The organism is Brenneria sp. L4-2C, assembly GCF_040240335.1.
Taxonomy (GTDB): domain Bacteria; phylum Pseudomonadota; class Gammaproteobacteria; order Enterobacterales; family Enterobacteriaceae; genus Brenneria.
Map to the genome: position 1 here is coordinate 124671 of NZ_JBEIAC010000009.1, position 20763 is coordinate 145433.

19 protein-coding genes are annotated in these 20763 nt (G+C 55.7%); 1 reads left to right on the forward strand and 18 read right to left on the reverse strand.

Annotation, left to right across the window (positions count from 1 at the left end; translation table 11 throughout):
* Positions 1-245 precede the first annotated feature (245 nt).
* The 7 genes from ABRZ26_RS14635 to ABRZ26_RS14665 form a co-directional block, all read right to left on the reverse strand.
* Positions 246-1724: an FGGY-family carbohydrate kinase gene (locus ABRZ26_RS14635; RefSeq protein ID WP_319604878.1), complete on the reverse strand. Its 1479-nt coding sequence runs from the start codon at positions 1722-1724 to the stop codon at positions 246-248.
* The gene (locus tag ABRZ26_RS14640) at positions 1721-2605 is read right to left on the reverse strand and encodes an L-ribulose-5-phosphate 3-epimerase (protein WP_319604879.1); all 885 of its coding nucleotides are present in this window, start codon (positions 2603-2605) and stop codon (positions 1721-1723) included. The genes ABRZ26_RS14635 and ABRZ26_RS14640 overlap by 4 nt, the downstream gene beginning before the upstream one ends.
* Complete coding sequence (locus ABRZ26_RS14645) at positions 2605-3651, reverse strand: ABC transporter permease (RefSeq protein ID WP_319604880.1); 1047 nt, start codon at positions 3649-3651, stop codon at positions 2605-2607. Before ABRZ26_RS14645 ends, ABRZ26_RS14640 begins: the two co-directional genes overlap by 1 nt.
* 12 nt (positions 3652-3663) lie before the next feature.
* Positions 3664-4653, reverse strand: coding sequence for an ABC transporter permease (locus ABRZ26_RS14650; protein WP_048638133.1), 990 nt, complete (start codon positions 4651-4653; stop codon positions 3664-3666).
* Complete coding sequence (locus ABRZ26_RS14655) at positions 4646-6160, reverse strand: sugar ABC transporter ATP-binding protein (protein ID WP_319604881.1); 1515 nt, start codon at positions 6158-6160, stop codon at positions 4646-4648. The genes ABRZ26_RS14650 and ABRZ26_RS14655 overlap by 8 nt, the downstream gene beginning before the upstream one ends.
* A gap of 69 nt (positions 6161-6229) precedes the next feature.
* Positions 6230-7234 (reverse strand): substrate-binding domain-containing protein, encoded by a 1005-nt coding sequence (locus ABRZ26_RS14660; RefSeq protein ID WP_121590227.1) that lies wholly within the window; start codon positions 7232-7234, stop codon positions 6230-6232.
* 172 nt (positions 7235-7406) lie between these two features.
* Entirely contained in the window at positions 7407-8216 is an 810-nt protein-coding gene (locus tag ABRZ26_RS14665) for a DeoR/GlpR family DNA-binding transcription regulator (protein ID WP_319604964.1), read from the reverse strand.
* A gap of 483 nt (positions 8217-8699) precedes the next feature.
* Here ABRZ26_RS14665 and araD point away from each other — a divergent pair, with 483 nt between their 5' ends.
* Positions 8700-9395, forward strand: coding sequence for an L-ribulose-5-phosphate 4-epimerase (araD, locus tag ABRZ26_RS14670; protein WP_048638129.1), 696 nt, complete (start codon positions 8700-8702; stop codon positions 9393-9395).
* Positions 9396-9424: 29 nt separating this feature from the next.
* Here the strand turns inward: araD and hypF are convergent, their stop codons facing one another.
* The 11 genes from hypF to hybA all read right to left on the reverse strand — a co-directional run bounded on the left by hypF (position 9425) and on the right by hybA (position 20760).
* Entirely contained in the window at positions 9425-11737 is a 2313-nt protein-coding gene (gene hypF / locus ABRZ26_RS14675) for a carbamoyltransferase HypF (RefSeq protein WP_319604965.1), read from the reverse strand.
* Positions 11738-11961: 224 nt separating this feature from the next.
* Positions 11962-12978, reverse strand: a complete 1017-nt coding sequence (gene hypE / locus ABRZ26_RS14680; RefSeq protein WP_319604966.1) for a hydrogenase expression/formation protein HypE — start codon at positions 12976-12978, stop codon at positions 11962-11964.
* A gap of 42 nt (positions 12979-13020) precedes the next feature.
* On the reverse strand, positions 13021-14136 hold the full coding sequence (gene hypD / locus ABRZ26_RS14685) for a hydrogenase formation protein HypD (RefSeq protein ID WP_319604882.1): 1116 nt from the start codon (positions 14134-14136) through the stop codon (positions 13021-13023).
* Entirely contained in the window at positions 14123-14410 is a 288-nt protein-coding gene (gene hybG, locus ABRZ26_RS14690; RefSeq protein WP_319604883.1) for a hydrogenase maturation factor HybG, read from the reverse strand. Before hybG ends, hypD begins: the two co-directional genes overlap by 14 nt.
* Entirely contained in the window at positions 14401-15432 is a 1032-nt protein-coding gene (gene hypB, locus ABRZ26_RS14695; protein ID WP_319604884.1) for a hydrogenase nickel incorporation protein HypB, read from the reverse strand. Before hypB ends, hybG begins: the two co-directional genes overlap by 10 nt.
* Positions 15433-15483: 51 nt before the next feature.
* On the reverse strand, positions 15484-15825 hold the full coding sequence (gene hypA / locus ABRZ26_RS14700) for a hydrogenase maturation nickel metallochaperone HypA (RefSeq protein WP_319604885.1): 342 nt from the start codon (positions 15823-15825) through the stop codon (positions 15484-15486).
* Positions 15818-16327, reverse strand: a complete 510-nt coding sequence (gene hybE, locus ABRZ26_RS14705; RefSeq protein ID WP_319604967.1) for a hydrogenase-2 assembly chaperone — start codon at positions 16325-16327, stop codon at positions 15818-15820. The genes hypA and hybE overlap by 8 nt, the downstream gene beginning before the upstream one ends.
* Positions 16328-16355: 28 nt before the next feature.
* Positions 16356-16856, reverse strand: coding sequence for a HyaD/HybD family hydrogenase maturation endopeptidase (locus tag ABRZ26_RS14710; RefSeq protein WP_319604886.1), 501 nt, complete (start codon positions 16854-16856; stop codon positions 16356-16358).
* Positions 16856-18562 carry a hydrogenase 2 large subunit gene (gene hybC / locus ABRZ26_RS14715; protein ID WP_319604887.1) on the reverse strand — a complete coding sequence of 569 codons (1707 nt, stop codon included), beginning with the start codon at positions 18560-18562 and terminating at the stop codon, positions 16856-16858. The genes ABRZ26_RS14710 and hybC overlap by 1 nt, the downstream gene beginning before the upstream one ends.
* Positions 18540-19739 carry a Ni/Fe-hydrogenase cytochrome b subunit gene (gene hybB / locus ABRZ26_RS14720; RefSeq protein WP_319604888.1) on the reverse strand — a complete coding sequence of 400 codons (1200 nt, stop codon included), beginning with the start codon at positions 19737-19739 and terminating at the stop codon, positions 18540-18542. Before hybB ends, hybC begins: the two co-directional genes overlap by 23 nt.
* Positions 19726-20760 (reverse strand): hydrogenase 2 operon protein HybA, encoded by a 1035-nt coding sequence (gene hybA / locus ABRZ26_RS14725; protein WP_319604889.1) that lies wholly within the window; start codon positions 20758-20760, stop codon positions 19726-19728. The genes hybB and hybA overlap by 14 nt, the downstream gene beginning before the upstream one ends.
* Positions 20761-20763 lie beyond the last annotated feature (3 nt).

The following is a 20763-nucleotide window of genomic DNA, read 5'->3' on the forward strand; positions in this document are numbered from 1 at the left end:
TCAAATTAGATGATAATAATTTTTATTTATCAATAAGGATGAATGCGGGACGGACATGCACGGCATATTCCGCCGGCGATATTTCGCTGAATTAACCAATTTGTATATTTTATTTAAAATTACATCTACAACTTATTTCTCTTATTCTTTATTGTTTTCATGGCATTAAATTCACTTCCCCTATTTTTGTGTAACAAAAACGACCACCGCGGCCAATACATTAAAGTTAATTCATTTTCAAAAAATCACGCCACTTCGGCCATCGCCGCGGCGATGCGCTTGAAACGCTCAAAACGCTGCCGCAGCATCCGGTATTTGTCCGCATCCGGCTCCAGACGGATAACCGGAACCTGACTCGCCTGTATCGCGTCTTCGAAGCCGCCATACTCGCCGGCGCCCACGGCAGCGCAAAGCGCGGCGGCGCGACAGCCCGACTGGCGCACATCGACGATCTCCAGCGGTAGATTGCCGGCATCGCAAAACATCTGCATCCAGATTAGGGAGTGCGTCGGGCCGCCGGTAAAGCGAATACATTCAGTACCTTCTATCAGCGCCAACACGCGATCCTGATGCAAAAGATGTGAGAATAGAATGCCCTGATAGATGGCATACACAATATCCTCGGTGCGATGATGGCCGCACAGTCCCCAAAATCCGCCGCTCAGATTGGCGCTGAAGTTGGAACCGTACAACCAGGGGAAAAACAGAATGTCCGCCGGCTTTTGATATGCCTGCGCGACCCATTGATTGATAACGCGGTAGCTGTCAGGTAAATCAGGCAGAAATTGCTGCACAAACCAGCTCAGATTACTGGCGGAGGTCGGGCTGCCCTCATGGGCGAAATAGGTGCCGGGAACGCTGTACTTCCCCCAGACATAAGGATAATCCGAAGGGACGATGCGATCGCAGACGCGGGTGGCGATCGACCAGGTGCCCGCCACGGCGCTGAGTTTGCTGGCGTCATAGACGCCCGACGTCAGCGCGGCCCCCACCACATCAAATACGCCGCCAAATACCGGCGTCCCCGGATTTAACCCGCAGCGTCGGGCGGCCTCGGGCTGCACATAGCCGGCAAGGTCGGATGAACCGATAATTTTTGCCGTTTTATCCGCCACTTCTTCAATGCCGAAGATATTCAACAGGTCGGCATCGAACTCCCCGCTATGCTGATTGAAAAGATTACTGCCGGAAATATTGGTTTCCTCACAGGAAAACTCACCGGTCAGGCGATAACGGATATAGTCATGCGCCATCAGGACATAGCCGGGTTGCGCGTAACAAGCCGGTTCATACTCCTTGAGCCAGCGTAACAGCGCGGCCGGATGTGACGGCCATAGTTGTTGCAGGCTATGCGGGTAAGCTTGCCGATCTTTTCCCTGCGCTTTCCAGCGGCTGACCAGATCCTGAGCCCGAGAATCCGATGACACAATGCCATTGCGTAACGGATTTCCCCGTTTATCAACCAGGTAAAGCCCTTTGCCATGCGCGGAAAAACCAACCCCGCGGATAAAGGACGGATCGATATTTCCCTCGGATAATGCCTGCCGGATCGCCTGGCAGGTCACCTCCCACAGTTCATCCATGTTTCTTTCACAAAAACCCATGCGCGCACTCAGCAGCGGCAACAACCGCTCCGTAACGATGATTTCTCTGCCTTCGGACGTGTAGATACCGGCTTTGGTCACCGTTCCACCCAGATCGATCCCCAGAAAATAACGGCTCATTTCTCCCCCTCGGCCAATGGCAAATCCTGCCAGCCGGCAATGCGCATTTTGTCTTCAATCCAGTGACGGGCATGGATGATATCCAGCAGCGGTTCCGCCGACTTTTCGGTCCACATTTCGATCAGGAAGGTGCCTCGATAGTTGAGACGATGTAATATTTTGAATAAACCAACAAAATCAACACATCCGGCGCCGAAAGGCACATCACGAAACTGCCCGGGCGAATCACCGGTCACCGGAAAGGTGTCTTTGAGATGGATTGCCGCAATTCGATCGATCCCCTGACTCAGCTCACTTTCCACCTCGTTACCCCATGCGGTGAGATTGCCGATATCGGGATAAACCGTGAACCACGGGGAATTAATTTTATTATCCAGCGCCTTCCACTTGCCGATCGAGTTGAGAAAGGCGGTATCCATAATCTCGACGGCGCACATCACCTGGGCGGCGGCGGCCTGCTCCACCGCCCAGGCCATCGCGTCTTCAAAGCGGGCGATGGTTCCGGCGTCCTGCGGCTCATAATAGACGTCATATCCCGCAAGCTGGATGGTGCGAATGCCTAAATCCTGCGCCAGTTGAATCGCCTTGAGCATAATCTCTCTGGCGCGCTCGCGGGTCGCGCCGTCACGACTGCCAAACGGAAACCGGCGGTGCGCCGACAGGCACAAGGTTGGAATACGTACGCCGGTCTGCTGAATGGCGCTGATGATCTCCATACGTTCAGCGCGCGTCCACTCGAGGCGCGCCAGACGTTCATCACTCTCATCAACCGACATTTCGACAAAATCAAACCCACAAGATTTAGCCACGGCGAGCTTTTCTATCCAGCTGATCCCACAGGGCAACGCTTTCTCATAGATACCTAACGGATGACTGCGCATTATTTTCCCCCGCGTGTCGCCAGTTGATGTTGATATTTCATTCGGTTTTGCTTCATTGCGCGCCGGGAGCGCCATTTATCTTTAAAGCACTTAAACGCCAGCGCGCAAATCAGGGTGATGCCCCATACCGCCAGATTAATGTGCAGGCTGACGCCCAGCAGACTTAGCCCGGTGGCAATAACCTGTAAAACCAGCAACGCGCAAAACACATGACTGACTTTGCCCGCGCCGCCGAACGGATTGGTTCCCCCCAGCACGATAGCCAGTACCGTCAACAACAAATAAGAGTCGCCATATCCCATACGGGCGGAGTTAAAGCGGGCCATCATGATGAGACCGGCCAGCACGCAGAGCAGGCTGGAAATCGAATAAATCGCGATCATGACCCGTTCGGTGCGAATACCGCTGAACCAGGTGGCGTTGATATTGCTGCCGCACATGTAAATGGTTTTCCCCAGCCGGGTTTTCCCCAACACCAGCCCCAGCGCCAGCGAAGCGGCCACGAAAATGATCATCGGTATCGGGATCCCCCACACCACCTCCGATCCGATGCTGCGCACGATAGGCGGCATACCGCTTAGCGCCGCGCCTTTGGTCAGATACACCCCGATGCCGCTGATAATGGTCATACTGCCCAGCGTCACCAGAATCGGATGCGCCCCCACGCGGGAAACCAGCAATCCGGTCAGGCTGCCGATAACCAGCGCGATGATCGCCGCGCCCAACAGGGCGATGACCAGCCACGTCAGTTGCATAGCGACGCCCGCATCCGCCGGCACATACCGGATCAGCAACCAGGCCATAAACAGACTGGTCAGGTTGGCGGTGCCGATAATCGACAGATTCAGCCCGCCGCTGAGCATCGGGACAAACATGGCGAAAGTCAGCAACCCCAATTCCGGTAGCTGAAACGCAATGCTCAGAAAAGTATTTTCGGTGAAGAAACGTCCCGGCATGGCCAACGCAAAGATCGCCGTCGCCAGACAGCAAATACTGAGCAGTCCCAATACCGTGCCGTCAATGGGGTAAAGTCCGTGCTTTTTCATATGAGACCCTCGTCAGACAAAACCAACGTCAGTATCTTTGCGTTTTTTGTAATGCGTGACGCAGATAGCCGCGACGATCACCACGCCAATCACGATATTGACAAAATAGCTGGACACGCCGATCAGATTGAGTCCGTTTTTCAATATGCCGATCAGAAACACGCCCATCAGGGTGCCGATTACCGAACCGCGGCCGCCCGACAGGCTGGCGCCACCCAGTACCGCCGCGGCCAGCACATCCAGCTCGCCGCCGACCAGCGCGCTGGGTACGACTTCACTCATACGGTAGGTCTGCAACAGGCCGCCGATAGCCGCCGTCGCCCCAAGGTAACCATAAGCAAACAGGTAGATCAGCGAGACGCGAATGCCGATACGATGAGCGGATTCCGGGCTTCCCCCGACGGCATACAGCTGACGACCGATATGCGTTTTATTCAGCAACGCCCAGGTCAGCAGCGCGATAACGAGCATCACCGCCAGCGGCAACCCCACCTGATAGCTTTCGCCGCCATAGCTAAACGGCAGCACGGCGCGCTGACCGATCCACCACTCCGGCAGGTCATAAATGCTATGACCGTTGGTGATCCACATCAGCAGCCCGAACAACAGCGACTGCATACTGATGGTAATAATGATGGAAACAATATTGAGGTAGTAAATCAGCACCGCGTTCACCAGCCCCAGCGCAATACCGACCGCCACGGCAATGATCAGACACAGCGCCGGGCTGGTTACCAGCGCATTGAGCAACAGCGAAGCCACGACGTACTGCACCACCGACGCCACGGCGGCAAATGAAATATCGATCCCGCCGGTCACCAGCACCACAAACAGTCCCAGGGCAAAGATCCCGGTCACCGCATAACTTTCGGTCAGATCGAGTAAATTCTGTACCGAGAGAAACTCACTGCTGAGCGATGAAAACAGCGCCAGCATGATCACGATCACCCAGCTCAGCCACCCTTCCACCGAACGCGGTTTAAACCGATTAAAATTAGCCATTAATAGCCTCCGCACATTGTTGTTCGGTAATCTGAGCGGGGAACAGTTCATGCAGAATTTTCCCCTGCTTCATATGCAGGATGCGATCGCAGTTGTAATAAGCTTCAGGGACTTCATCGGTGATAAGCAGTACGGCGATACCCACGCCGGAGAGACGATGAATCAGTTTATAAATACTGTCTTTGGCCCCGATATCGACGCCGACCGTCGGCGCATCCAGGATCAGCACTTTCGGACGCGTCAGTATCCATTTTGCCAGCACCACTTTTTGCTGATTACCGCCGGATAACGTCGCAAGCGGGTTATTGAGATCGCTGACCTTGATGTCCAGATCTTTAATCCACTCCCGCACCATCTCCTCCTGTCTGACTTGATCAATCAGATAGAACGGGGTGCGGATGCGTTTAAGAATCGACAGCACCATATTATCGGCCACCGACTGCGGCAGCACCGCGCCTAACGTCAGGCGATCTTCAGATACGTAGCCAATACCCATTTCAATGGCATAGGTATTGTCCTTGATGGCGGTTTTTTTGCCGTCAATGTAGATATCGCCGCTGTGCGGATGCGTAATGCCGAACAAACTGAGCGCCAGCTCCGTTCGCCCCGCGCCCAGAAGACCGCACAGGCCGAGAACTTCGCCCCGATGCAGACTGAACGACACGTCCTGAAACTGACCTTTGCGGCTCAGCCGTTCAAGCCTCAGCACCTCTTTACCTAACTCGGCGTTAGGCAGTTTTCGTTCATGAACGATCGTCAAACCGGTCATTAGTTCGGTGATACGGCCGGTCGACAGCGTCTGTGCCGGCCAGGTTCCCACTTTTTCCCCATCGCGGATCACCGTGATACGATCGGAGATCTCTTTAACTTCATCCAGGCGGTGACTGACGAAAACCACGGTAATGTTTCTATCGCGCAGATAGTTCACCGTGCGCAGCAGTTGATTGACCTCCGTGCGAGTCAACGAGGCGGTAGGCTCATCCATAATCACCAGTCGGGCATCCGCCACCAGCGCGCGGCAGATCGCCACCTGCTGACGCTGGGCGATGGGCAAATGCTGTACTAACGCGTCAGGATCGATGTTGAACTGCAATTCTTCGAGGATCTTCCGGGCGCCTTGTTTGATTTTTCGCCCGCTGAACCAACCAAGATATCCCTTCAGGTTATATTCAAACGCAATATTTTCAGCTGCTGTAAGATTAGGAAACAACGATAAATCCTGATAGATCACCTGTATCCCCATTTTCCTCGCCCGATCCGGCGTCAGGGAGGTGTAAGACTTATCATCAATAATTATCTCGCTGCCATCATCCGGCGCGTATACGCCGCTGATGGTTTTAATTAATGTGCTTTTCCCGCAGCCGTTGGCGCCCGCCAGGCAATGAACCTCGCCCTGATGCAACGTCAGATCGATATTTTTCAACGCCTGGTGGCCGCCGAAACTTTTGGAAAGCGCCTTTAGCGTAATCAGCGGAACGCTATCATCAAGGTCAGAAATAATAGCCATTTTACTTTTCCCGAAACGCGACTTGAGTAGCGCCGGGCAACGCATTGCCCGGCTTGATTTTCAACCCGTTTACAGGCCGAGCTTCACCAGACGCCGGGTGTTTTCAACATCCAGTTTTTCCGGGTTGTCGCTGAGAAGGGTATTGCCGTTGATTTTTATCTCGCCCATATCACCGATTCTGACGCCGTCTTTGAGCGCCTCGCCGTTCATCATGGCGGTCGCGACCTGCACGAACACTTTACCGGCGACCATCGGGTTGGAAATGTAACCGCCGTCAATCGCGCCTTTTTCCAGCAGCCTGATGCCCTGCCCCGGCGTGAATGTGCCGAATACGCAGGTGGCGTCATTCTTTTTACGCTTATCGATCGCGCGCGCCGCGCCAATCGGCCCCTGGGAACCAAATGACATGATGCCTTTCAGATCTTTATGCCGGGACAGCAAATCGTTGGCGGTGCGCATGGAATCATCAACCGACTCCGCAACGCCAAAACGATCTTCCACCAGCGTCATATCGGGGTAATGCGCCTTCTGATAAGCAATCGCCGCATCCGCCCATTCGTTAACCAGCGGCACGGTCAAACTGCCGACGAACATCGCATATTTCCCCTTTTCGCCCATACAGGCAGCCATATCTTTCATATGATTGGCGCCCATATTTTGCGTATCCAGCAATTCAAAATCCCAGTCCGCATTAGTCTGCGCGGGCGACTCGTGGGTTATCACCTTAATGCCGGCCTGCTGAGCGCGTTTAAGCACCGGTTCCAGCACTTTGGCATCGTTAGGCACTACGCCGATGACATCGACCTTCTTCGCAATCAAATCTTCAATCGCCCGAACCTGCTCCGCCGGATCGGCGGTTGTCGGCCCGACTTGCCAGGCATCGACCCCCAATGCTTTTCCTTCCTCTTTGATCCCCTGCTCCATGACGTTAAACCAGGGAATTCCGCCGACTTTAACCACCACGCCCAGCGTGAAGGGTTTATTGGCTTTTTGCGCAATAGCGCTATCGGCGGCCCATACGGAAGATGAGGCGATCAGCGTGGTAATCAAACAGGGTAAGATTGATTTTTTCATTATAAAATCCTCAGAAAAATGATTTATACGCGTCAATACTTGACGCTTTTTATTAAAAGCTGTCTTTTTTATAAAATTTCCGCTGGTATTGGCTCTGTTGCTTACATCAGTTAAACGATCATAAATAACTTGTCATCTCTTACCGCCACATCATAAAAAACAGAAAACAACTTTATTTTTCCGTCTCAATAATCTTAAAAGTATGGTTATCGCCGTAATGATTTTTCAATTCAACTTTGTTAGTAATCAAAACATCGACCTCATCCAGCATGCATATTTTACAAAACGCATACTGTTCGAATTTACTGGAATCCACGAGCAATATTTTTTGGTTGGATACCTGTAACATCACCTGTTTTAGTCTGGCATTGACTTCATTGCCGTCCCTGACGCCATTCTCCTGATTCAGTCCCTGGCATGAAAAGAAAAAAGTATTAATCTGAAAACTCCTTAGCATGCTTTCAGCTACCGGCCCGTGAAAGTCGCCATGACGTTCGGAATATTCACCGCCGACGCCAATAATGCGAACTTTATCGCGACTGGCCAATGCCTGAATAATATTAATCGAGTTTGTCACTACGGTAATTTCAATATCCGGGATTTGCCTGGCAAGAAACCAGCATGAGCTGCTGTTATCCAACAGAATGCAGTCGCCAGGATGGACGAATTGCAGTGCGGACTTGGCAATCCTCATTTTAATATCAGGATTTTTTTCCGTTCTTTTGCGAAAAGACTCGGCCCTGTCAACACTGTTAAGACTATAAGCGCCGCCTTTAATATCGATTACCGGCGTTTCATGCGTATCCAATGCCACTGCGCCGCCAAAGCTACGGATTAACTTTTTATTTTTTTCCAATATTCTCAGGTCGCGGCGAATCGTTTCCGGCGAAACCCGACACATCACGGATAATTCCGCCACTAACGCGGATCCCGACTGTTGGACATGCGTACAAATCATTTTATAGCGTTCCGCCTGTAACATCATCGTTCTCCACCAGAATATGGATTGGCCTGCTGTTATCTTGGTTTTTTTTAGCTACGGTTAAAGTGAGCTAATTCAATAAACGGCGCATACCGCCGCCATTGCTGAAATTACGCTAGACCATTCAAACTAAAACATGAAATGAATACATCTAATTACATATTTTCATGATGGTCATCACAAAAAATAACCAAAAAGCATCAGCAAATAGGCATCAACAGAAATGATAAAACATAAACGGGCATCAATTCGATGCCCGTTTATGCCCGAATAAGACAGAGTATGACCATTTAATCTTCGCCGACGCCTCTCACGCTTTAATCCTGATAATAAACGCAGTAATTTAATTATCAGATAATTTCAAATCACTCTGTCATAGGAAGAATGAACCCTTGAACAGAAATACAAATAGGAATAAATACATCTTGATTAATATTTCTATTTCATATCCGTATTCTAATCATTCTCACGAGGTGAGTAATAATGCTACAGCGATTAAAACAACAGGTTTTTGAAGCGAATTTATTACTACCGGAATATCGGTTAGTGACATTTACCTGGGGAAACGTCAGCGGGGTAGATCGTCAAAACGGACTGATGGTCATTAAACCTTCCGGCGTGGAATATCACACTATGAAAGTAGACGATATGGTGGTCGTTGAACTGGAAAGCGGAAAGGTGGTGGAAGGCGAGAAAAAACCCTCTTCAGATACGGATACGCATCGGGTCTTGTACCTCGCTTTCCCTGAAATCGGCGGTATCGTGCATACCCATTCACGTCATGCAACCATCTGGGCGCAAGCCGGCGCCGCCATAACGGCTCTGGGGACTACCCACGCGGATTATTTCTACGGCGCCATTCCCTGTACACGACAGATGAAAGAAGAAGAAATTGCCGGAGATTACGAATATGAAACGGGCAAGGTGATTGTCGAAACCTTTAAAGCGCATTCACTCAGCGCCAAAGATATTCCCGCCGTGCTGGTCAACGGTCACGGCCCCTTCGCCTGGGGAGAAGACGCGCTGAATGCGGTGCATAATGCCGTGGTACTGGAGGAGATTGCCTACATGAATCTGTTCACCCATCAGCTTCGGCCGCAGATTGGCCCGATGCAGCAGAAATTACTGGATAAGCACTATCTGCGTAAACACGGCAAAGACGCCTATTACGGGCAATAATCGCCGCTATCTGAGAATAAGCGGTACGCTCAGGGAATGGGCGATGAGCGCAACGCGGATAATTGCGCCGCGGCGATCAGCGCCTGCCCCAACGCCAGTCCGCCGTCGCCGGCGGGCAGTCTTTCCGGTTGCAGTAGAGTGAATTCCGCCAGTTGCCGGCGCAGCAACTCTGACAACAAGCGGTTGTGCATCACCCCGCCGGATAACACGATGGTGGTAATGCCGTATTGTCGCGCCGCTTGCCGCGCCAGCTCGGCGAATCCCTGCGCCAGCGCATGGTGAAACGCATAGGCTTTGTCGGCCGGCGTTGCGCGATAGGCCAGCCACTGTCGCCAGAAGGCGGCCAAATCGAGCGTACCGTCGGCCAGCAAAGGCAGCGTGACCGGCGGTTGACGTATAAACAGCCGACTCCGCCAGGCCAGGGATTCCAGCCAGCAGGCGGCCTCGCCCTCCCAGCTTTGCGCCGGCGCGGAGAACCCGGTCGCGGCGGCGACCGCGTCGAACAAGCGGCCGGCGGAAGACGCCGTCGGCGAATTAATTCCCCGTGCAATCGCCTTGCTGAGCAACGCGCGCGCATCGGTCGGGATGGCCGCGGCTTGCGGTAAGTACGCCCAGTCCGGGACAAAACGCAGCCACTGCGCCAGCAGGTTGCGCCACGGCTGGCGCGCCGCCAGATCGCCGCCGGGCAAGGCGACGGCGGGTAATCCGCCCAGACGCCGACATTGGCGATAATCCGTCAGCAGGCATTCGCCGCCCCACCACTGGCCGTCCGCGCCGAATCCGATGCCATCCAGCGCCAGCCCGATAACCGGCCCGGCGTCGCGCGGCCGCCGGTGTTCCGCCAGACAAGCAACGATATGGGCGTGATGGTGCAATACCTCGATAGAGGGGATCTGCCGCTGTTCGGCCAGTTCCTTTCCCAGACGATGGCTGAGATAACCGGGATGCGCATCGATCGCCACCGCTTTAGGAGTAAAACGGTAAATATCCTCGAATAGCGCAATGGCCTGGCGGTACTGCCGTTCAATATCGCTGTCGGCCAGATCGCCCAGGTGCTGGCTGACGATGGCTTGCTCATCGCGCAGCAGGCAAAAAGTATTCTTTAAATCCGCGCCCATCGCCAGTAACGCGGGCTGTTCGGCGAACCCCGGCGGTAGCGGCAGCGCGTCCGGCACGTAACCGCGCGCGCGACGCAGCATCTCCGCCCGGTTTTTATGCAGTCTGACCAGCGAGTCATCCGCGCGTTGCACTATCTGCCGATTGTGCAGTAACCACAGGTCGGCAATGCCGCCAAGCTGCGCCGTCGCCTGTGCATTGGTCAACGCCGGCGGTTTGCCGGCGGCATTGCCCGAGGTCATCACCAGCGGGCGCGCCACGCTTGCCAGCAACAGATGTTGCAGCGGATTGGCGGGCAACATCACCCCAACTTCAGATAAACCCGGCGCCACCAGCGCGGACAGCGGGCCATCCTGCCGCAGCGGCAGTAGAACAATCGGCGCCGCCGCGCTTTTCAACAACCGTTGCGCAGCGGGAATATCGTCAGCCGTTGTGCATGTCGTCAGCCAGTCTATCGCTGGAAGCATCACCGCCAACGGCTTACCGGGGCGATGTTTGCGTTGGCGCAAGCGCAGAACGGCCGGAGTATTGGTGGCATCACAGGCCAGATGAAAACCGCCGACCCCTTTAATCGCCACGATATCGCCGGCCAATAATGCGCTGGCGGCCTGATAAATCGCCTCATCCCCTTCCGCCTGCCGCTGCGCCGCTTCATTTTCCAGCCAGACCTGCGGCCCGCACTGCGGACACGCATTGGGCTGAGCGTGAAAACGCCGATCCGCCGGATGTTGATATTCCGCCAGACACTGCGGGCAAAGCGGAAAATCCGCCATCGAGGTAAACGGCCGGTCATAGGGCATCTGGCGGATAATGGTGAAACGGGGGCCGCAGTGCGTGCAGTTGATAAACGGATAGTGATAACGGCGATTGGCCGGATCGTTCAGTTCGCGCAGACATTGTTCACAGGTTGCGGCATCCGGCACCACCTGGGTATCCATCTGTCCTTCTCCGCTGTGCTCGATAACGAAGGAAGACGGCGCGGACGACCACTGCCACGGCTCGCAGGTCATGCTGTCGATATGCGCCAGCGGCGGACACATTGCCGGCAATTCCGTCATAAAGCGTTCAATATTTTCCGACTGATAGAGATGAATCAGCACCCCGGCGCCGTCATTGCTGACGTTGCCGCGCAGTTCCAGCTTATGCGCCAATTGCCAGACATAGGGCCGAAATCCCACGCCTTGCACTTTGCCTTTTATGCGGATCTGAATACCGTTATGGTTCACGCTCACGTGGAAGATATCCTTGCCTGTTTAGACTGGTTTCTCTGTAAGTTCAGTGCTATTTCGTGCGCGAAGAGAAAGGTATTTTTATGCCGTACCCGGCACACACCGGGGTTCTTCACGGCCACTCACGTCATTCCCGCGTAAGCGGGAATCAACCGATTGCTGTCTACGGTTTCAGAGACAGATCCCCGCCTGCGCGGGGATGACGGGGCTGGGAAATGTCGTCAGCAAATCCTCGGCATCGGCTCGTTATGCGGCAGATCCAGCAGCCGCGAGGCGCCGAACACGCCGCATAAACGAACCTGCGGTTTTTCCGTCACCACGCCGATGGTTGCCGCGTCGCGGCCTAGCGGATGCGCGCGCAGCGCGGCCAGTACGGCGCTTTCCGCCTCGCCTGACACCACCAGCACCAGCTTGCCCTCGTTGGCGAAATTGAGCGCTTCCAGCCCCAGAATTTCACAAATGCCGCGCACCGCCTGCTTCAGCGGCAACGCGCTTTCGTTGATTTCCATCCCGCAACCGCTGGCCTGCGCGTACTCGTGCAGGATCGCCGTCACCCCGCCGCGCGTCGCGTCGCGCAAGGCGCGCACGCCGTCGATGGCGCGCAACGGCGCGATTAGCGGCGTCAATACCGCGCAATCGCTGGCAAGCTCCGCCTCCAGCCCCAATTGCTCGCGCAGGTTAAGAATGGCGGCGCCATGATCGCCCAGCGTGCCGCTGACGATAATTTTATCGCCGGGGCGGATCTCCCCCGTACCCCAGTGAATATCCGTTGGGATCGCGCCGATGCCGGCGGTATTGATAAAGATCTTATCGGCCGCGCCGCGCGGCACCACTTTGGTGTCGCCGGTGACGATTTGTATCCCGGCGTCGCGGGCGGTTTGCGCCATGGACGCCACAATACGCAGCAGGTCGGCGCCGGCAAATCCCTCTTCAATAATGAAACCGCAGGAGAGATATTTCGGCGTGGCGCCGCTGACCGCGATATCATTCGCCGTACCGCATACCGCCAGCTTACCGATATCCCCGCCGGGGAAAAAAATCGGGTCGATAACGTAGCTGTCGGTGGTGAACGCCAGACGATCGCCCTGTTGCATCAACTCGGCAAGGGGTAATCTGGCCTGGTCTTCCCGCTGTCCCAACAACGGATTGTCGAACGCCTGTAAAAACAGTTGTTCAATCAGTTGTTGCATCGCCCGGCCGCCGCTGCCGTGCGCCAGCGTAATTTCTTTTAGCCGTATCTCTTTTAAAGCAAGATCAATTGGCTGTGTTGAATGACTCATTCAGGCACACTCCCGCCGATACTGATAATAAGCCGCACAGGCGCCTTCGGAAGAGACCATCAGCGCGCCGATGGCGTTTTGCGGCGTACAACGCCGGGCAAACAGCGGACAATCCGCCGGCTTGCAGCGTCCGGTCAATACGTCGCCGCAGCGCGATCCCGGCTCATCGGACGTATGCTGATGGCGCGGATGAAAACGGCGCTCCGCATCAAAGTCGGCATAAGCCGCGCGCAATTGCATACCGGAGTCGGCTATCTCGCCCAGCCCTCGCCATTCGCTGCTGGATTTGGTTTCAAATACCTCTTCCATCACCTTCTGCGCCAGCAGGTTGCCGCAGTCCGGCACGATGCGCCGGTACTGATTTTCCACCACGTAACGCGCGTCGTGAATCTGACTGACCAGCATCAACAGCGCCTGCAAAATATCCAGCGGTTCGAAGCCGGTGACCACAAAAGGTTTATGGAACCGATCGCACAGCGGTTGATACGGATGCGCGCCGATCACCATGCTGACATGTCCCGGCGCCAGAAAACCATCGATACGAAGGTCAGGCTGTTGCAGCAGGCTCTTCAGGGTGGGAACAATGGTGATGTGCTGGCAAAACAGCGTAAAGTTGGCGATGTTGCGACGTTTCGCCTGTTGCAGCGTCAGCGCGGTGCTCGGCATGGTGGTTTCGAATCCCAAACCGAAAAACACCACCTGACGATCGGGATTTTTCTCCGCCAGCGTCAGCGCATCCAGCGGCGAATAAACAATGCGCACGTCCGCGCCATGTCGGCGGGCGTCCTGCAACGAACCGTTGCGGCCCGGCACGCGCATGGCGTCGCCGAAGGTGCAAAAGATCACCTCGGGATGCGCCGCAATCTCCAGACAAGCGTCAATACGCCCCATCGGCAATACGCAAACCGGACACCCCGGGCCGTGGATAAATTCAATTTCCGGCGGCAGCAGACGATCCAGACCGAATTTGAAAATGGCGTGCGTATGTCCGCCGCAGACTTCCATCAGCTGTAGCGGCCGCTCGCGCCATTGCGGCATGTCGGCCACCAGCGACTGAATGCGTTGCAGCAACGCTTTCGCCAGTTCAGGATCGCGGAATTCATCAACGTACTGCATGGTCGGCTCCGGTCTGTCGCATTTCATCCAGCTCCAGCCCCACGGCGCGCATCGACTGCAACGCCGTCAGCGTATCCCGCGCTTCCTGTTCATCCAGCAGGCTCATGGCGAAACCGACATGCACCAACACCCACTGCCCGATCAGATCGGCGGGATCGCCTTCGCAAACCAGCGCAATGCTCACCGAACGTTGTACGCCGCAGACGTCGACATACGCGGGCTGATGAATGTCAGCGCCGACGGCCACCACCTTGCCGGGAATGCCTAGGCACATAGCTGCGCCTCCAGCCAACCGATCCACTCCTCCATGCCATCGCCGTGGCTGGCGGATAGCGCGATAACCTGAATATCGGGATTGACGCGCCGGGCATTCGCCACGCAGGCTTCCAGATTGAAATCCAGATAAGGCAGCAAATCGATTTTGTTAATGACCATCAGCGATGCCGCGGCAAACATATGCGGATACTTCAGCGGCTTATCCTCGCCCTCCGTGACCGAAAGCACGGCGACTTTGGCGCGCTCGCCGAGATCAAAACCGGCCGGACACACCAGATTGCCGACGTTCTCAATGAACAACAGACTGTTGTCCGGCAGTTGCAGACGATGCGCGGCATCATGCACCATCTGCGCATCCAGATGGCATCCTTTGCCGGTATTCACCTGAATGGCCGCAACGCCCGTCGCCCGAATGCGCTCGGCGTCATTAGTGGTTTGCTGATCGCCCTCAATCACCGCGCAGGGTACCTTCTGACTGATGTGATTCAGCGTAGCGGTCAATAGCGTGGTTTTACCCGAACCGGGGCTGGAAACCAGATTCAGCGCCAGAATATTCTGCGCGTTGAAGTGTTCCCGGTTATGTTCCGCCAGATGATTATTCTTGCTCAGTACGTCCATTTCAATCTGGAGCAGACGTTGCTGGCCGACGCCCGGCGCATGGGTTCCCGCCTCGCCGTGACCGTAATGCAGATCCTGTTCATTAACCTCCGGCTGAAACGCCGCTTCGCGCTCGTCGGCGGCATGTTGTTTCGCCGGTTTCGCTCCCTGCCGGATCTTGGGCGGCAGCGCGTAATAATGATTATGGACATCGCCATGATAATGATGGTGGTGGATAATCACGCAGCGGCCTTTTATTTTGCCGCCGTGGTGATGACCATGGTCGTGATGATCGTGCTCATGGTCATGATGATGGTCGTGCTTATGCCCGTGTTCGTGTTCGTGATGATGGTCATGCTGATGAAGATGTTCTTCACCCTCGATTCTGCTTTCCCCTTCACCGCAACCGCATGTGGTACACATAGGGATCTCCTCCCGCTATTTCTCTTTAGCCCAGACGGGCTGGACTATCGGTTACTCAATCGCTAACTGTTTAATCTGCATGCTGTCGCCGTCATCAACCCGCAGGTTGTAGCTGCCGCACTGCGGACATCCGGCGCCGTGCTCGACCACCGCCACCAGCGCGCTGCATTCCCAGCACCAGGCTTTGGCCGGTCGAACCGCGACGTGCAGTCGGCACCCTTCCGCCAGCGTTTGTCGGCAGACGGACTCGAAACAAAAACGCAGCGCGCTTTCTTCGATACAGGAAAGCGCGCCGATCTCCAGCCAGACCTCCGTCACCCGCCGGGCTTTATGTTGACGGGCCTGTTGTTCAATCAGCTCCAGTGCGTTATAGCACATGGAAATTTCATGCATGACGCTCCCCCCGGTTTCGGCTAAACAGCGCGCGCCGGCTGACGTTTTGCGGCGCATCGGCATCAATCACCGGAAACGAAAGCGCCATTTTCGCACTCTGCTCCGCCAGTGAAATCGCCTGTTCGCCGCTCATCCGGCTATCTATCGGCGACATTAATGAGCAAGACAGATACTGTTTCCCCGCCATTTCACCCACAATGAACGTCGCGTCGCCGCAAGGCAGCGACAGCGCCAGACGGTCGCCCAGCGTTCTGACTGGCCAGTCCTGCCGCGGCCCCGGCAACACCAGCAGACTCATCATCCACGGCGTCAGCAGGCAGCCAATCCACTGTTGTTCAAACAGCGTAAATCCACAGGCTTTCACGGGAATGCCTTGACGGTAAAAGGGCAGCATCTGCATCTTTTCCCGTCCGATTTGCGCGAACATCGCCTCCAGCCAGGCCGCCGGATGCTCATCATCATGCCGGATAATCATTGAAGATTCTTTGCGATAGCCCGGCATTAGGTTTAAATCGCCGGCTTCGGATTGCTTATTCACCACAGACCTCGCATTGTTCGCGTTCGCTGACCGTGATCCCGCTTTGCCGCAGCGCCGCAATGATTTGCTGTAAAGCCGGCGCTATCGCCCGCTGTATCGTCTCGGTCAGACCAATATGCACATCCAGCGATTCGGGAACCACGCCGATCAGCGTCAACCGGCGGGGAAACTCGCCCGTCAGTTGCAACGCCATCAGCACGTCGGACAAACCTAACTGGTGCGGAGAAATCTTGCGGGTAAAGAGTGCGGGTACTTCGCCGTCGCGCAGCACCGCCACCTCGCCCGGCGTCTGTCCGGTCAGCACGGCATCGGCCACGATCAGATGATCGCGTCCGGCCATCGCTTCCATCAGCTCCATGCCTGACGTACCGCCGTCAAGGATGTCGATTGCCGGCGAAAATCTGTAGCGCTGCTCTAACGCTTCGATAATACGCACGCCGACCGCTTCATCGCTCAACAGCAGGTTGCCTATCCCCAGCACCAGTATATTCATCACAACACCTTGACCCGGGTGACTTCGTTGCCGCTTACCGTATCCACAATATGCACCGCGCAGGACATGCACGGGTCAAAGGAGTGGATGGTGCGCACCACCTCCAGCGGCTTATGCGGATCGGCGACCGGCGTGCCGACCAGCGACTGCTCGTAAGGGCCGGGAACGCCGTCGAAGTTGCGCGGGCCGGAGGTCCAGGTCGACGGAACAACCGCCTGATAGTTGGTGATTTTGCCGTTTTTAAACACGATCCAGTGCGACAGCATGCCGCGCGGCATTTCGCCGAAGCCGACGCCGCGAAATTCGGTATCCGGCGACAGGTCGGGCTTGATGAAGGTCTGATGATCGCCTTTGCCGATATTGGTCACCAGCGCCTGCCATTGCTGCGCCAGCGTATCTTTCAGCACGCAGCAATGCACCGTCCGGCCGATAACCCGGCCCAAGGTGGAGTGCAGGTGTTCGGTTTCCAGCGTCTTGCCGGTCAGCGTCTGGTATGCCGCGGCAACCTGGGCAAAGTGTTTCTTCGTGTCTTCATGTCCGGCGGCCAAACCGCACAGCAGCCACGCCAGCGGCCCGACTTCAACGGTCTTGCCGTAGAAGGTCGGCGCTTTAACCCAGGAGTATTTGCCGTCATCCTGCCAGCCAGTATAGTTGGGACGCGTCAACCCTTCCCACGGCGCCAGCGGCTCATCATCCTGATACCAGGCATGCTTGCCGCTTTCCTTGATGCCTTCAATCAGGAACTTATCGTTATGGCTGGTGATGGGCCGGAATTTGGCGAAATCGCCGTTTTCCAGATAGCCGCCGGCCAGCAGGAAACCGCCGTTTTTGTTGTCCGTCGGCAGCTCAGGCACGCTGAGATAGTGATCGGCGCCTTTGCCCAGCGTCAGCCATTCAGGGTAATGGGCGGCGATCACCGCACAGTCCACTTTGTAGACCTGCTCGATAAAATCGCTCAACCGGTCGATAAAGGATTTCACATACATCAGACGTTCAAGGTTCAGTACGCTGGGCGCGTCAAGATTGATCGGGTTGGCGACGCCGCCCACGGCCAGATTCTGAATATGCGGCGTTTTACCGCCGAGGATCGCCACTATCCGGTTGGCGTCGCGCTGACACTCCAGCGCTTGCAGGTAGTGGGCGACCGCAATCAGGTTGACTTCCGGCGGCAGCGCCATCGCCGGGTGTCCCCAGTAACCGTTGGCGAAAATACCCAGTTGCCCGCTGGCGACCAGATCTTTCAGCTTCTGCTGCACTTTGGTGAATTCCGCCGCATTGTTCAGCGGCCAGTCAGACAACCCTTTCAGCAACGCCTCCGCTTTCTGCGGATCCGCCTCCAAAGCCGAAGTAACGTCAACCCAGTCGAGCGCGGAGAGCTGATAGAAGTGAACGATATGGTCATGGATGCTATGTCCCGCCAGAATCAGGTTACGGATGTACTGCGCATTCACCGGAACGTTCAACTGCAAGGCGTTCTCCACCGCGCGAACGGAGGCAATGGCGTGTACCGTGGTGCATACGCCGCAGATACGTTGCACAATCATCCAGGCATCGCGCGGATCCTGACCTTTGACAATCTCCTCCATACCGCGCCACATGGTGCCGGACGACCAGGCCTTTGTGACTTTCCCCTGTTCAATTTCGCAATCAATGCGCAGGTGTCCCTCAATGCGGGTAATAGGATCAATGGTGATGCGTTGGCTCATGCTTTACCTCGGCCTGATAATTCTTATGAACGCCTTCCAGCGCGGGAAGTACCGGCAGCAGCCGGATTAACAAGATGTATGCGCAAACTTCAATCGCGACAAAACCTATGGAGATCAGCACTTCCGATGCAGCCGGGAAGTAGTGGTAACCCCCGCCGGGATTGAAAGCCAGCAAGGAATAGCTCAGCCGCCACACGGCGGCCCCGAACAACATGCTCAATGCCCCCAGAAACAGCAGACGCGAGTCATTGCGGCAACGTTTGAAGCGGAACAGCAGCAACGGGAAAATCATCAGCGCGGCTTCACACCAGAAAGTCACGGCGAAACGGTCGCCCGCGAACAGATAGCGCGCCTTGTCGTGCCAGAGAATTTCGCCGAAACGCAGCACCACGAACAGCAGCAGCAATACCTGGAGGACGCGCGTCAGACGGGCGAACAGGGATTTTTCATCCGCGCCGCGCCCCTTCAGCCCGGCCTGCACCAGCGAGCCTTCGAACATCACGATCGAAAAGCCCATGATAAATGCGGTCAGCAGCGACAGCAGCGGCAACAGCTCATAGCTCTGCCACAGCGGATGGACTTTATAGCCGGCGGAAATCATCAGCGAACCCATCGATGACTGGTGCATGGTGGGCAACAGCGCGCCCAGCGCGATTATAAAAAACATCACCTTATTTAATCGCTTAAGCGCTATCTTCCACCCCAGTCGCTCGCAGATCACCGGGGCGAACTCCAGCGCCATCACGCCGATGTAAATCGTCATACAGACCGCGGTTTCAAACAGTACGGATGAGGTATTGAAATGGCCGGGAATAAAGAAGTACGGAATATTCCAGTAACGCCCGACGTCGATGGTGATCGACAGCCCGCCCAGCGAATAGCCGAACAGGCTGGCCAACAGCGCCGGACGAACCAGCGGATGGTATTCCCCCCGGTTAAACACATAGACGGCCCAGGCCAGCGCCCAGCCGCCGCAGGCAAACCCGGTACCCACCAGCAGATCGAAGGCGATCCAGATCCCCCAGGGATAGCCCCCGTTCAGCGCGGCGACCGAACCGATGCCGAACACCAGACGTTTGACAATCAGCAGCGCGCACAGAATGACAAACGGCGCCAACGCCACCACCGGCCAACTGACCAGACGCCCACCTAATGGACTCGCTTTATGCGCCGTCATGATCGTTCTCCTGTTTCTTATCATCCTGCGGGCGACCGTCATGATCCAGCCGGTCCGCGCGGGTATTGCGATGCACCAGCACCGACAGGCCCGCTAACACCGCCAGCGGCAATATCATGCCCTTGTACAGCGTATGCTGAATATGCTCGGAACGCGCGCCGGTAGACAGTTCGGCCAGTTCCGGCAAGTCAAGATTCTGATAAGGCACGCCCGCCAGCACCAGCACCTGAGTGCCGCCCGCTTCTTTCTCGCCATAAACATACTGGTCATACTTCGGCACGGTATGCAGATAGGTATCCTTCCTGGCCAGCGTCTGACGCGGATAGTGATACTCATCGCCTGCCTGCAACGATAAACGGCGTTTCGCTTCCGCCAGCAATTCTTCACGGGCGCCGAAAATAACCGCGCCGGTGGGACAGACATCCACACAGCCCGGCAGACCGCCTTTGTCTAATCGTTCCAACCCCGGCTGATTGCAGAGTTCGCACTTATGCAGCTTGCCGAACGGATCCTCATAATCGTATTTGGGAATGTTGAACGGACAGGCGACCATACAGTAACGACAGCCGGTACATACGCCGGCGTCGTAATGCACAACGCCGGTTGTGGGATTTTTTTTCAGCGCCGAAACCGGACAAACCGAAACACAGTTCGGATCAACGCAGTGCATGCACTGTTTTTTGATATAGGCGTAGCCATTCTCAACCTGATCCTTATTTTTTCCGTCGCCAGAGCTCCATACCTGAATGATATTATTGGTGTAAGGGCTGAGCTTATCGTTGTTCGACCAGGTGGCGTCCCCGCCGGCGTAGATCGTGCTGTCCGGCTTATAGCTCAGCTTATTGAGTTGCTGACACTCGCTGACGCAGGCCTGACAGCCCACGCACAGCGTTGAGTCGTAAAGCATCCCCAACGCGCCGGGAATCGGCGGCTTATTGGTTGCCGCGGCATGACCCGCCAGAGGCGTGCCGGCCAGCAGCGCGCCGGCGGAAGCCAGCTTGAAAAAATTGCGTCTGTTCACGGC